Source organism: Actinoplanes sp. NPDC020271, from assembly GCF_044388125.1.
Taxonomy (GTDB): domain Bacteria; phylum Actinomycetota; class Actinomycetes; order Mycobacteriales; family Micromonosporaceae; genus Actinoplanes.
In genome coordinates, this window is record NZ_JBIRWQ010000001.1 from 261118 (window position 1) to 274581 (window position 13464).

At 69.8% G+C, this 13464-nt stretch carries 12 protein-coding genes; 6 read left to right on the forward strand and 6 right to left on the reverse strand.

Features of this window, described 5'->3' with window-relative positions:
- Positions 1–29 precede the first annotated feature (29 nt).
- Together sufB and ACH442_RS01150 are read right to left on the reverse strand one after the other, a co-directional pair.
- Positions 30–1451, reverse strand: a complete 1422-nt coding sequence (gene sufB, locus ACH442_RS01145) for a Fe-S cluster assembly protein SufB (RefSeq protein ID WP_396120525.1) — start codon at positions 1449–1451, stop codon at positions 30–32.
- Positions 1448–2173, reverse strand: a complete 726-nt coding sequence (locus tag ACH442_RS01150; protein WP_396120526.1) for a helix-turn-helix transcriptional regulator — start codon at positions 2171–2173, stop codon at positions 1448–1450. The genes sufB and ACH442_RS01150 overlap by 4 nt, the downstream gene beginning before the upstream one ends.
- A 106-nt stretch (positions 2174–2279) precedes the next feature.
- On the opposite strand from ACH442_RS01150, the gene ACH442_RS01155 reads away from it, so the two are divergent.
- Positions 2280–3227 (forward strand): heme A synthase, encoded by a 948-nt coding sequence (locus ACH442_RS01155; RefSeq protein WP_396120527.1) that lies wholly within the window; start codon positions 2280–2282, stop codon positions 3225–3227.
- 547 nt (positions 3228–3774) lie between these two features.
- Here the strand turns inward: ACH442_RS01155 and ACH442_RS01160 are convergent.
- The 3 genes from ACH442_RS01160 to ACH442_RS01170 all read right to left on the reverse strand — a co-directional run bounded on the left by ACH442_RS01160 (position 3775) and on the right by ACH442_RS01170 (position 6137).
- Positions 3775–4653, reverse strand: coding sequence for a RimK family alpha-L-glutamate ligase (locus tag ACH442_RS01160; RefSeq protein WP_396120528.1), 879 nt, complete (start codon positions 4651–4653; stop codon positions 3775–3777).
- A gap of 2 nt (positions 4654–4655) precedes the next feature.
- Positions 4656–4949 (reverse strand): hypothetical protein, encoded by a 294-nt coding sequence (locus ACH442_RS01165; protein ID WP_203738888.1) that lies wholly within the window; start codon positions 4947–4949, stop codon positions 4656–4658.
- Between the two features lie 225 nt (positions 4950–5174).
- Complete coding sequence (locus ACH442_RS01170) at positions 5175–6137, reverse strand: heme o synthase (protein ID WP_396120529.1); 963 nt, start codon at positions 6135–6137, stop codon at positions 5175–5177.
- A 339-nt stretch (positions 6138–6476) separates the two neighbouring features.
- On the opposite strand from ACH442_RS01170, the gene tkt reads away from it, so the two are divergent.
- From tkt to pgl, 5 genes are all read left to right on the forward strand, one after another.
- A complete protein-coding gene (gene tkt / locus ACH442_RS01175) occupies positions 6477–8516 on the forward strand; it encodes a transketolase (RefSeq protein WP_396121011.1) in 2040 nt (679 codons plus the stop codon).
- Between the two features lie 33 nt (positions 8517–8549).
- Positions 8550–9686 (forward strand): transaldolase, encoded by a 1137-nt coding sequence (gene tal, locus ACH442_RS01180; RefSeq protein WP_396120530.1) that lies wholly within the window; start codon positions 8550–8552, stop codon positions 9684–9686.
- Between the two features lie 77 nt (positions 9687–9763).
- Positions 9764–11281: a glucose-6-phosphate dehydrogenase gene (gene zwf / locus ACH442_RS01185; RefSeq protein ID WP_396120531.1), complete on the forward strand. Its 1518-nt coding sequence runs from the start codon at positions 9764–9766 to the stop codon at positions 11279–11281.
- Positions 11278–12276, forward strand: a complete 999-nt coding sequence (locus ACH442_RS01190; protein WP_396120532.1) for a glucose-6-phosphate dehydrogenase assembly protein OpcA — start codon at positions 11278–11280, stop codon at positions 12274–12276. The genes zwf and ACH442_RS01190 overlap by 4 nt, the downstream gene beginning before the upstream one ends.
- 67 nt (positions 12277–12343) lie before the next feature.
- A complete protein-coding gene (gene pgl / locus ACH442_RS01195; protein WP_396120533.1) occupies positions 12344–13060 on the forward strand; it encodes a 6-phosphogluconolactonase in 717 nt (238 codons plus the stop codon).
- Here the strand turns inward: pgl and ACH442_RS01200 are convergent.
- Positions 13057–13464: a VOC family protein gene (locus ACH442_RS01200; protein ID WP_396120534.1), complete on the reverse strand. Its 408-nt coding sequence runs from the start codon at positions 13462–13464 to the stop codon at positions 13057–13059. The genes pgl and ACH442_RS01200 overlap by 4 nt on opposite strands.

Consider the following 13464-nt stretch of genomic DNA (forward strand, 5'->3'; position numbering starts at 1 on the left):
ATCCGCTTCTTTGCGATGGCCGGGCTGGATTAACCCACGGCCCCTTCCATCTGGAGCTCGATCAGGCGGTTCAGCTCCAACGCGTACTCCATCGGGAGCTCCTTGGCGATCGGCTCGATGAAGCCACGCACGATCATCGCCATCGCCTCGTCCTCGGTCAGGCCCCGGCTCATCAGGTAGAAGAGCTGGTCCTCGCTGACCTTGGAGACGGTCGCCTCGTGGCCCATGTTCACGTCGTCCTCACGGATGTCCACGTACGGGTACGTGTCCGAGCGGGAGATCGTGTCGACCAGCAGCGCGTCGCACTTGACCGTGCTCTTCGAGTGCGAGGAGCCCTCCAGGACCTGGACGAGACCGCGGTACGACGTGCGCCCGCCGCCCCGCGCGATCGACTTGGAGATGATCGTGGAGGACGTGTTCGGGGCGGCGTGCACCATCTTGGCGCCCGAGTCCTGGTGCTGCCCCTCGCCGGCCATCGCGATCGAGAGCACCTCGCCCTTGGCGTGCGGGCCGGTCATGTAGACGGCCGGGTACTTCATCGTCACCTTGGAGCCGATGTTGCCGTCGATCCACTCCATGGTCGCGCCCTCTTCGCAGGTGGCGCGCTTGGTGACCAGGTTGTAGACGTTGTTCGACCAGTTCTGGATGGTCGTGTAGCGCACGCGGGCGTTCTTCTTCACGACGATCTCGACGACCGCGGAGTGCAGCGAGTCGGACGAGTAGATCGGCGCGGTGCAACCCTCGACGTAGTGCACGTAGCTGCCCTCGTCGGCGATGATCAGGGTCCGCTCGAACTGGCCCATGTTCTCCGTGTTGATCCGGAAGTAGGCCTGCAGCGGGATGTCGACGTGGACACCCTTCGGCACGTAGATGAACGAGCCGCCGGACCAGGTCGCGGTGTTCAGCGCGGCGAACTTGTTGTCGCCGACCGGGATCACCGTGCCGAAGTACTCCTTGAAGATGTCCTCGTGCTGCTTCAGCGCCGTGTCGGTGTCCAGGAACAGGACGCCCTGCGCCTCCAGGTCCTCACGGATCGCGTGGTAGACGACCTCGGACTCGTACTGCGCGGCGACACCGGCGACCAGGCGCTGCTTCTCCGCCTCGGGGATGCCGAGCTTGTCGTACGTCGCCTTGATGTCCTCCGGCAGGTCCTCCCACGAGGCGGCCTGCTTCTCGGTGGAACGCACGAAGTACTTGATGTTCTGGAAGTCGATGCCGGTGAGGTCGGCGCCCCAGGACGGCATCGGCTTGCGGCCGAACAGGCGCAGGCCCTTGAGACGCAGGTCGAGCATCCACTGCGGCTCGCTCTTCAGCGCCGAGATGTTGCGCACCACCGCCTCGGACAGACCACGCTGCGCGGCGGCACCGGCCACGTCGGCGTCGGCCCAGCCGTACTCGTACTTACCGAGAGCGGCCAGGTGCTCTTCCTGAGTGACGATCTGGTCAGTCATCGCTTATCTGTCCTAACCGTGTTTGCGGCGGTTTGCGCGGGGCGCGAAGGGATGTGCGTGGTGCACACCCCGTCGCCGTGCGCGATGGTGGCGAGGCGCTGCACGTGAGTGCCGATGAGCCGGGAGATGACTTCGGTCTCGGCGTCGCACAGCTGAGGGAACTCGGCAGCCACGTGGGCCACCGGGCAGTGGTGCTGGCACAACTGCCCGCCGGACGCGATCGTGGTCGCGCTGGCAGCGTAGCCCTCGGCGGTCAGCGCGTCGGCGAGCGCCTCCGCCCGGGCGATCGGGTCGGTGGCGGCCTCCTCGAGAGCCGCGCGGCAGCGGTCCTCCAGGGCCTGGATCTGCGACCCGGCGAATGCGGTGACCGCCTCGGGCCCGTTGTGCTGGGCGATCCACCGCAGGGCGGCGGCGGCGATGTTGTCGTAGTGATGCGGAAAACCCTCGCGGGCGGCGGCGGTGAGGACGAACGCCTTCGCCGGGCGGCCACGGCCGCGCGGGCCGGTGCGGCGCACCTCGCGGGTCTCGACGAGCTGGTCGGCGAGCATCGCGTCGAGGTGCTTGCGGATGGCCGCGGGGCTCAGGCCCAGGCAGGCGCCGAGCTCGGCCGCGGTGGCCGCGCCACGCTCCAGCAGCAGCTGGGCGACCCGATCCCGGGTGCGGCCGTCCGACGCGGTGGCCGAAGCCGCCGCACCGTCTCTCACCTGCACCTGGTTTTTCACTACTACAACGTTACGTATTTCCTCCGGGGGCTGCAAACCGATGTCCCGGTGATCCATCACACCGGGCCTTTCTTTCAAGATCAAATTCGCGCGTACGATGCCACGAGTGAAGTCCTTCGAGCCGCTCTACCGTCCGTTCGCCGCCTGGTTGCGCCCGCTGGCCCTCGCGTCACTGGTCGCCAACATCGCGCTGATCGTCACCGGCGCGGCCGTCCGCCTCACCGACTCGGGGCTCGGCTGCCCGACGTGGCCCCGGTGCACCGACGAGTCGTACACGACGACCGCGGCGATGGGCGTGCACGGCGTCATCGAGTTCGGCAACCGGCTCCTCACGTTCGTCCTCGCCGGCCTCGCCATCGCCTGCTTCCTCGGCGCGCTCGGCGGTCCCCGCCGCCGCTCGCTGGTCCGGCTGTCGGTGGCGGTCGGGCTCGGCATCCCGATGCAGGGCGTGGTCGGCGGCATCACCGTGCTCACCCACCTCAACCCGTGGGTCGTCGGGCTGCACTTCCTGCTGTCGGTCGCGCTGATCACGGTGGCGTTCGCGTTCTGGCGCCGCATCGACGAGGGCGACGGCGCACCCGTCCCGCTGGTCCCCGCCCCGATGCGCACCCTGGCCGCGCTCACCGCACTGGCCGGCTTCGCCGTCGTCGCCGTCGGCGTGGTGGTGACCGGCAGCGGCCCGCACTCCGGCGACCGGGGCGCCAAGCGCAACGGCCTCGACCCCGCCGCGATCTCCCAGGTCCACGCCGACCTGGTGTTCCTGCTGATCGGCCTCTCGGTCGCGGTGTGGTTCGCGCTGCGCGCCCTGCAGGCCCCGGCGCCCGCCGTCCGCGCCGCGCTGACCCTCGTGGTGGTCGAGCTGGCGCAGGGGCTGATCGGCTTCGTGCAGTACTTCACGCACCTGCCGGTCGTCCTGGTCGCGGCCCACATGCTCGGCGCCGGCCTGGTCTGGACCGCCACGCTGGCCGTCCTCTGGTCCCTCCGCGAACGCCCGGCCCTCTCCCCCGCGCCGCTCACCCCGTCCCCCGCCCAGGAACCCGTCCCCGCCGCCTGACCCCGACCCCGCCGCCCGGAGCCCGGCCTCCGGCTCATTCAGGTCGACTGAGCCCCTGGGGTGCTGCCCCCGCGCGGACAACACCCCTGCGAACGAGCCAGGACAGCGTGGCTGGGCTCCCGGGGTGCCTCGACCGGCTCGAGATCGCCCCGGAGGACCGGCCACCGACGCCGGGGCGCGGCCGCCGAGCGCGGTCGCGGTACGAGCTCGCGCGGCCGGAGCGGTGTCATCCGAGATCTGAACCACGCTGCGAACCGGCCGGGCCGGGACCTGGGCGGTGGTTGCGCTCGGCGCGGGGTGCGGTTCCGGCTGGTTGTCAGGGGCTTCCCTGATCAACCGGCCGGGGGCGGGAGTCGCGGCAGGACAGTACGACGGGGCCGGGTTGCGTGGGGGTCGCGAGGGCGGCGGCGCAGCTGCGGCCGGGAGCGGAGCGGCGTCGCGGACCGTAGTGGATGGACGGTCCACATGCGGTCGGGGCGCCGAGAAGACGTACTGCGGAAAGATCGACGGCCGGGAGGGAGCGGCGGACCCGGAGGCCGGCGGGGCCTCAGAGGCGGGCGAGGACCGCTTCGGCGAGGCGGGCGCCGGATCCAGGGGCGTGGCTGAGGAACAGCGACGGCTCGGTGAGTTCGAACTCGACCATCAGCGGGGTGCCGTCCGGGCCCGGGATGACGTCGACGCGGGCGTAGAGCAGGCGTTTCGCGCCGCCGGGGACCGCGGCGAGGGCCTGGCGGGCGACCTCGATCTCGGCGTCGGTCGCGGTGCGCGGAGTGATGTCCTCACTGCCGGGATCGATCTCGTGCTCCCCGGTGCGGCGGAGCATCGGTCCCTTGCGGACGGCGTGGCTGTACGTCAGTTCGCCGGACGCGTCGGGGAGGCAGAGCACGGCGGTCTCGCCGGCCGTGTCCACTGCGGAGAGGTACGGCTGGATCATCGCGGTCCGGCCGGCCGCGGTGAGGCGGGCGACGTGAGCCCGGGCCTGCGCGAGCTGCGTGGGGAGACGGTGCCGGGCGGTGTCCTGACTGCCGGCCGAGACGGCCGGCTTGACCACCCATTCGCCGGTGGACGGTGCCGTCCAGCTCTCGCCGGGGCCGACGAACGTGGTCGGGATGACCGGGACCCCGGCCGCGGCGAGGTCGCTCAGGTAACGCTTGTCAGTGTTCCACGCGATGATGTCGGCCGGGTTGGCCAGCCGCGGGACGCTGCGGGCCCAGGCGACGAACTCGTCGCGGCGGGGCACGTAGTCCCACGGTGAGCGGATCACGGTGAGGTCGTAGGCGGACCAGTCGGCGTCCGGATCGTCCCAGCGCACCACGTCGACGGCCACGCCGCGCTCGCGCAGCGCGTCGCGGACGGGATGGTCGTCCTCCCACAGGTCGGGGAAGGCGGCGCAGGTGACGAGGGCGACCCGGGCGTCGACGGGCATGATCAGCGGGCCATGCTCCGGCGGGCCATGGAGCGCCAGAGGTCGTTGCTGGGGCGCATCTGCTCGAGCAGCTCCCGCTCCCACTCGTTCTCCACCTGCACGCCGGCGCCCTCGCACGCCTGCCGGGCGACCCCGGTGTCCTGGGCGAACTGGTCGGACCACTCGCCGTCCTCGCCGACGAGGACGATGCGGGCGCCGCGCTTGCCGACGTACTCGATGACCGCCTTCGCGCCGCCGTGACCGGCGGCGAAAGTCTTGATCTCGGAAGTCAGCGTCGTTACGGAACCTTCTGCCATGCCTCGCAGCCTAAGCACTCAAAGACGTTTCGCGGGGTACTCGTGTTCCCTTTTGTGACTCCCGTTACCTGCGGGTTTACCCGTGGGAGACATTGTTTCGCACCAATTACGCCCGATTTGTCGCATTGCCAGAATCCGCCTATCGAGTGACGGACAGTAGTTGACACGCATCACAATCCGGGCATCCTGTGCGACGAGGCCGTCACCTGATGACGGAACGCGATCTCAGATCAGCGCATCGACGGCGATCGCCATGAAGAGCACCGTCAGGTACGTGATCGAGAGCTGGAACAGCCGCATCGGCTTCACCGCGCCGCCCTTGCGGCTCTGGTACGCCAGCCGGACCGCCTCACCGAGGAACAGCACCCCGGTGACGATCGCGGCCGCACCGTAGATCCAGCCGAGACCGAGATCGAGACCGAGCGGCCAGACGACGAACGACGACGCCAGGGTGAGCACGGTGTAGAGGATGATCTCGAAGTTCACCCGGCGCATCGAGCGCACGACCGGGAGCATCGGGATGCCGGCCCGCTTGTAGTCGTCCTTGTATTTGATGGCAAGTGCATAGAAATGCGGCATCTGCCAGAAGAAGACGACTGCGAACAGGGCCCAGCCCATCGCGGAGATGGAACCGGTGACCGCGGCCCAGCCGATGACGACCGGCGCGGCCCCGCAGACGCCGCCCCAGAACGTGTTCGCCGGGGTGCGCCGCTTCAGCCACAAGGTGTAGATCACGTCGTAGTAGAAGATCGAGAACGCGGTGAGCGCGGTCGCCAGCCAGTTGGTCAGCACCGCCATCAGCGCCACCGACACCACGGCCAGCGTCAGCCCGAAGATCAGCACCGAGCGCGGGGTGATCTGATGGGTCGGCAGCGGGCGCCGCTTGGTCCGCTTCATCAGCACGTCGATGTCACGGTCGATGTAGCAGTTCAGCGCGCTCGCCGCGCCGCCCGCCAGCGCGCCGCCGACCAGCACCGCGAAGAAGGTGACCAGGTCCGGCCAGCCGCCGGCGGCCAGCATCATCGTCGGCACCGTGGTGACGAGCAGCAGCTCGACGATCGCCGGCTTGGTCAGCGCCAGGTAAGCCCGGAACACCGCCATCCGGTCTCGTCGCGCTTCGATGCGTGGCGCAGGCTCCACCACGCCGGGCGTCCGTGGTTGGACGGAACGCTCGGTGATCATGCTCACGGACAGCCACCTTCCGGCATTTGGACCAACTCGCGGCCGCCTGCCGGGCAGAGATCAACCCGGCCGAGCCGCCCGGACAGCCTACGCGCCACCGTCTCCGCTGCTCGGGGCACCCGGCACGGGTGGACGCCGTCACACCCTTCGACCGTGTGTCCGCTCACAGCGTATGCACCTGTGCCGTTCGCTGCGCAGACGTTTAGCCCTACTGGATAGGGTCAAGCCGAAAAGGGTTCCACAATCCGCTGCCCGAGGAGCACAACAGACGTGGGTGCCAACGATCCTGCTCTCAACTGGTCCGACCTCGACCGCAAAGCGGTCGACACGGTGCGGGTGCTGGCCATGGATGCCGTCGAGAAGGCCGGCAACGGCCACCCCGGCACGGCCATGAGCCTGGCGCCGGCCGCCTACCTGCTGTTCAACCGCGTGATGCGCCATGACCCGACCGACCCGCACTGGGCCGGCCGCGACCGCTTCGTGCTGTCCTGTGGTCACTCCAGCCTCACCCTCTACATTCAGCTCTTCCTCAGTGGTTACAGCACGTCACTGGACGACCTGAAGTCGCTGCGCCAGTGGGACTCGCTCACCCCGGGCCACCCGGAGTACGGGCACACCCCCGGCGTCGAGATCACCACCGGCCCGCTCGGCCAGGGCATCGGCAACGCGATCGGCATGGCCATGTCGGCCCGCCGTGAGCGCGGCCTGTTCGACCCGGACGCCGCCGCCGGTCAGTCGCCGTTCGACCACCACGTCTACTCGATCGCCTCCGACGGCGACATCGAGGAGGGTGTCAGCCACGAGTCGAGCGCCATCGCCGCGGTGCAGAAGCTCGGCAACCTCACGGTGATCTACGACGACAACCAGATCTCCATCGAGGACGACACCCGGATCGCCAAGAACGAGGACGTCGGCGCACGCTACGAGGCGTACGGATGGCACGTCCAGACGGTCAACTGGTCCGGCTCGGAGCCCTACGTCGAGGACGTCGAGGCGCTCTGGAACGCGATCCAGGCCGCCAAGGCGGTGACCGACAAGCCGTCGTTCATCGTCCTCAAGACGATCATCGGCTGGCCGGCCCCGAAGAAGCAGAACACCGGCAAGATCCACGGTTCGGCGCTGGGCAAAGACGAGATCACCGCCACCAAGGCGCTGCTCGGCTTCGCCGACGAGCCGTTCGCCATCGACGACGAGGTCGTCAAGCACGCCCAGCAGACCGTCGAGCGCGGCAAGGCGGCGCACGCCGAGTGGCAGAAGGCGTTCGACGCCTGGGCCGCCGGCAACGCCGAGGGCAAGAAGCTGTTCGACCGGCTCGCCGCCAAGCAGCTGCCGGAGGGCTGGACCTCGGCGCTGCCCGAGTTCCCGGCCGACGAGAAGGGCCTGGCCACCCGCGCCGCGTCCGGCAAGATCCTCAAGGCGCTCGCGCCGGTCCTGCCCGAGCTGTGGGGCGGCTCCGCCGACCTGGCCGAGAGCAACAACACCACCATGGAAGGCGAGCCGTCCTTCATCCCGGCGGAGTACGCCACCAAGGCCTTCCCCGGTCACGAGTACGGCCGCACGCTGCACTTCGGCATCCGTGAGCACGGCATGGGCTCCATCCTCAACGGCATCGCCGTGCACGGTGGCACCCGGCCTTACGGTGGCACGTTCCTGGTCTTCAGCGACTACATGCGTGGCGCCGTCCGGCTCTCCGCGCTGATGAAGCTGCCGGTGACGTTCGTGTGGACGCACGACTCGATCGGTCTCGGCGAGGACGGCCCGACGCACCAGCCGATCGAGACGCTGACCGCGCTGCGCGCGATCGTCGGCCTCGACGTGGTCCGGCCGGCCGACGCGAACGAGACGGCGTACGCGTGGCGCGGCGCCCTCGAGCACAACGACCGCCCGACCGCGCTCGCGCTGTCCCGGCAGAACCTGCCGACGCTCGACCGCTCGAAGTACGCGTCGGCCGAGGGCACCCTCAAGGGCGGCTACATCCTGTCCGAGGCGTCCACCGGCACGCCGAAGGTGATCCTGATCGCCAGCGGCTCCGAGGTGTCGATCGCGCTGACCGCGCAGGAGCGCCTGGAGGCCGACGGCACCCCGACCCGGGTCGTGTCGATGCCCTGCCAGGAGTGGTTCTTCCAGCAGGACACGGCGTACCAGCAGCAGGTCCTGCCGCACGGCGTGAAGGCGCGCGTCACCGTCGAGGCCGGCATCCGGATGAGCTGGGACCGGATCCTCGGCGACGCCGGCGAGGCGGTCAGCATCGAGCACTACGGCGCCAGCGCCCCCGCCAAGATCCTTTTCGAGCAGTTCGGCTTCACCGCGGACAACGTCGTCGCGAAGGCCAACGCCTCTCTCGCCAAGGTGGGCGAGATCACTGGCCACACGACGGGTAACTGAGTTCTATACAGCCCGACAAAGGAGTTGAAGGTTATGACCGACAGGCTGGCCGAGCTCTCCGCCCAGGGTGTGGCGGTTTGGCTCGACGATCTCTCCCGGGTCCGCCTGACCAGCGGCTCGCTCGACAAGATGCGTCGCGAGCAGCACATGGTCGGGGTCACCACGAACCCGAGCATCTTCCAGAAGGCGCTCTCCGACGCGGACGCCTACGACGAGCAGCTGCGTGACCTGGCCGCTCAGCGCGTCACCGTCGAGGAGGCGGTCCGCCTGATGACCGCCGCCGACGTGCGCGCGGCGGCCGACGTGCTGCGCCCGGCCTACGACGCCTCCAACGGTGTCGACGGCCGCGTCTCCATCGAGGTGGACCCGCGCAAGGCCCACGAGACCGAGTCGACCGTCGCCGAGGCGAAGACGCTCTGGTGGCTCGTGGACCGGCCGAACCTGTACATCAAGATCCCGGCGACCCTGGCCGGGCTGCCCGCGATCACGCAGACGCTGGCCGCCGGCATCAGCGTCAACGTCACGCTGATCTTCTCGCTCGAGCGCTACCGGGCGGTCATGGACGCGTTCCTGGCCGGCCTGGAGCAGGCGAAGGCGAACGGCCACGACCTGTCCAAGATCGGCTCGGTCGCCTCGTTCTTCGTCTCCCGCGTCGACTCCGAGGTGGACAAGCGCCTCGACAAGATCGGCAGCGACGAGGCGAAGGCGCTCAAGGGCAAGGCGGCGATCGCCAACGCCCGGCTCGCCTACGAGGCGTACGAGGAGGTGTTCGGCACCGACCGCTGGAAGACGCTGGCCTCCGCCGGAGCCAACCCGCAGCGGCCGCTGTGGGCCTCCACGTCCACGAAGAGCCCGGACTTCCGCGACACGATCTACGTCGAGGAGCTGATCGCGCCCGGGACGGTCAACACGATGCCGGAGTCGGTCATCGTGGCCTACGCCGACCACGGCGAGACCAAGGGCGACACCGTCACCGGCAACTACGGCGACGCCAAGAAGGTCTTCGCGGATCTCGCGGCGGCCGGCATCGACTTCGACGACGTCGTGAAGGTCCTCGAGGAAGAGGGCGTCGAGAAGTTCGAGTCGGCGTGGAAGGACCTGCTGGAGGGCGTCACCAAGTCGCTGAAGGCGGCCTCGGCCGGCGCCGACAACCCGAGCGACGCGGCTTAGTAACAACGTCGTGCGGCCTGTCGTGGAACACTCCGCGACAGGCCGCTCCGTTCGCGAAAAACTGGCAGGATGGCAACGTGGGTAATCCGCTGCGTACCGCACAGGACCGACGTCTACCGCGGATTCCGGAGCCCTGCGCTCTGGTGATCTTCGGGGTCACCGGTGACCTGTCCCGTAAGAAGCTCATCCCGGCCGTGTACGACTTGGCCAACCGTGGTCTGCTGCCCCCCGGCTTCGTAGTGGTGGGCTTCGCGCGCGCTGACTGGGGCGACGGCGATTTCGAGACGCTGGCCTACAACGCCGCCAAGAAGGGCGCCCGCACGCCGTGGCGCGAGGACGTCTGGCAGCGGCTGTCGAGCCAGTTCCAGTTCGTCCCGGGTTCCTTCGACGACGACGCCGACTTCGACAAACTTTCCGAGACGCTGGACGAGCTCCGCGAGCGCAACGGGATCCAGGGCAACACGGCCTTCTACTTCTCGATCCCGCCGGCCGCTTTCCCGCTGGTGCTCAACCAGCTCAACCGTACCGGCCTGGCCGACAACGCGAAGCTGGGCGGCTGGCGCCGGGTGGTGGTGGAGAAGCCGTTCGGCAACGACCTGGCCACGGCCGTCGCGCTGAACCAGCTCGTCGACGACGTGTTCAACCCGGCCGACGTCTACCGGATCGACCACTATCTGGGCAAGGAGACGGTCCAGAACATTCTGGCCCTGCGCTTCGCGAACAGCCTGTTCGAGCCGGTGTGGAACTCGAAGTACGTGGACTCGGTGCAGATCACCATGGCCGAGGACGTCGGCATCGGCACCCGGGCCGCGTTCTACGACGCGTCCGGCGCCGCCCGCGACGTGCTGCAGAACCACCTGCTCCAGCTGCTCGCGCTGGTCGGGATGGAGGAGCCGACCAGCTTCGACCCGCAGGAGGTGCGGGCCGAGAAGCTGAAGGTGCTCAGGGCGATCAGCCTGCCGGCCGACATCACCAAGGGCTCGGTCCGCGGGCAGTACCTGCCGGGCTGGGTCGCCGGTGAGCGCGCCGTGGGGTACCTCGAGGAGAAGAACATCCCGGCGGACTCCAAGACCGAGACGTATGTCGCGGTCCGCCTCGGGATCCAGAACCGGCGCTGGGCGGGCGTGCCGTTCTTCGTGCGCGTCGGCAAGCGGATGCCGCGCCGGGTCACCGAGATCGCGATCCTCTTCAAGAAGGCTCCGCACCTGCCGTTCGACCCGGCCGACGTGGAGATGCTCGGCAACAACCAACTGGTCATCCGGGTCCAGCCGGACGAGGGCGTGGTCCTCAAGTTCGGCTCCAAGGTGCCGGGGACGGCCATGGAGGTCCGCGACATCGCGATGGACTTCCAGTACGGCGAGGCGTTCACCGAGTCCAGCCCGGAGGCGTACGAGCGGCTGGTCCTGGACGTGCTGATCGGCGACCGCACCCTGTTCCCGGACGCGGCCGAGGTCGAGCAGTCCTGGCGGGTCATCGACCCGCTGGAGGCCGCCTGGGCGGGCACCACACCGGAGCCCTACCGGGCCGGCGAGTGGGGCCCGCGGGCCTCCGACGAGATGCTGGCAAGCGAAGGCCGTGCCTGGAGGCGAGCATGATCGGGCTGTGGGACACCACCGGTAACGAGGTGGTCAAGGCACTCACCGCGGAGCGGCGCAGTGCCGGCGGAGTGGCCTCCGGCCTGGCGCTGACCCTGATCGCCGTGGTCGAGGAGAAGAAGGTCCGGGAGGCCGAGGCGGCCGCGACGATAGCCGCCGCCGCCCACCCGTGCCGGGTGCTGATCATCGTGCGCTCCGACCTGGACGGCCGCAGCCGCCTGGACGCGGAGATCGTCGTCGGCGGCCGGCTCGGTCCGGCCGAGGCGGTCGTCATGCGGATGTACGGGCGGCTGGCGCTGCACGCCGAGTCGGTGGTCATCCCGCTGCTCGCCCCGGACGTCCCGGTGGTCTCCTGGTGGCACGAGGAGCCGCCGAACATGATCGCCAACGACTTCCTGGGCGTCATCGCGGACCGCCGGATCACCGACAGCGCCCAGGCGCCGGACCCGGTCGCCGCGCTCAAGCAGCGGGCCGTGGACTACGCGCCCGGTGACACCGACCTCACCTGGACCCGCATCACGCTGTGGCGGACCCTGGTGGCCGGCGCGTTCGACACCACCGACGCGCGGGTGATCGGGGCGAAGATCGTGGCCCCGCAGAAGGACCCGACCGCCTGGCTGATGCTCGGCTGGCTCAAGTCCCGGCTCGGCATCGAGCCGGTCCTGGAGCACACCGACCGGGCCCCGCGCATGCACTCCGTCGAGCTCCAGTGCGAGAACGGCGACTGTGTGCGGGTCACCCGGGAGGAGGGCACCGCCCTCTTCAGCCGGACCGGCCAGGAGGACCGTTACATGCCGCTGCCGAAGCGGCCGGTCGGCGACGAGCTCGCCGAGGAACTGCGCCGGCTCGACGCCGACCAGATCTACGCGGAAGCGCTGGGTGCCCTGGCCGGGTTGTCCGGTCTGGACCACCGCCCGGCGGCCCGGGTGCACGTCTGGAAGGACCCGGCGCTGGCGGCCCGGGCGGCCAGCCCGACCGACGCGATGGCCGGCTGACACAGGTTTCTACAAGAGAAGGGCCGTCCGCCACCGGCGGGCGGCCCTTTCATTAAAGGAGTCGTTCATGAGTGAGACCGTTGTCGTGGTCGTTCCGGACGCCGACATCCTGGCGTCCACGGTGGCGGCCCGGCTGGCCATCCGGATCATCGACGCGCAGGCGGTGCACGGCACGGCCAGCGTGGTGCTGACCGGTGGCCGGGTCGCCGCCAAGGTGCTGCGCCAGCTGCGTGACCTGCCGGCCGCCGCGGCGATCGACTGGTCCCGGGTGGACCTGTGGTGGGGCGACGAGCGGTTCCTGCCGTCCGGTGACCCGGACCGCAACGAGACCCAGGCCCGTGAGGCGGTGCTGGACGCGCTGCCGCTCGACCCGGCCCGGGTGCACGCCATGCCGGCCAGCGACGGGCCGGACGGCGACGACGCGGACGCGGCCGCCGAGCGGTACGCCGCCGAGGTCAGCGCGGCCGGCCTGCGCTTCGACGTGCTGATGCTGGGCGTCGGTGAGGACGGCCACGTGGCGTCGCTCTTCCCCGGGCACCCGGTGCTGGAGAAGAGCGGGGTGGCGGTCGCCACCTACGACAGCCCGAAGCCCCCGCCTACCCGCATCACGCTGACCCTGGCGACGATCGGGAACGCCGACGAGGTGTGGCTGGTCGCGGCCGGGCCGGACAAAGCCGAGCCGATCGGGACGGTGCTGCGGGGCGGGGACCTGCCGGCGGCGCACGCTCACGGCGTCCGCAGGACGCTGTTCCTTCTCGACGAGGCAGCCGCCTCCAAGCGCTAGGAACGGGTGGAGATCTGCTGGACCGCCCAACTGTTGCCGTCGGGGTCGCTGAAGAAGACGAACCCGACGTTGTCCAGCGGATCCGGGGTCGGCGTCGGGTTCTCCCCCAGCGTGGTCACCTCGCTGACGTCGACCCCGCGGGCCACCAGCTCGGCGTGCGCGGCCTTGATGTCGCGCACCACCAGCTGCAGGCCCTTCAGCGAGCCGGGCGGCATGTCCGGCACCGCGCCCCGGCCGATCACGATCGAGCAGCCGCTGCCCGGGGGCGTGAGCTGCACGATCCGCACCTGGTCACCGAACGCGGTGTCATGGTCGACGTTGAAGCCGAGTTGCTCGGCGTAGAACTTCTTCGCCCGGTCGATGTCGGTGACGGGGACGACGACCACCTCGAGAGTCCAGTTCAT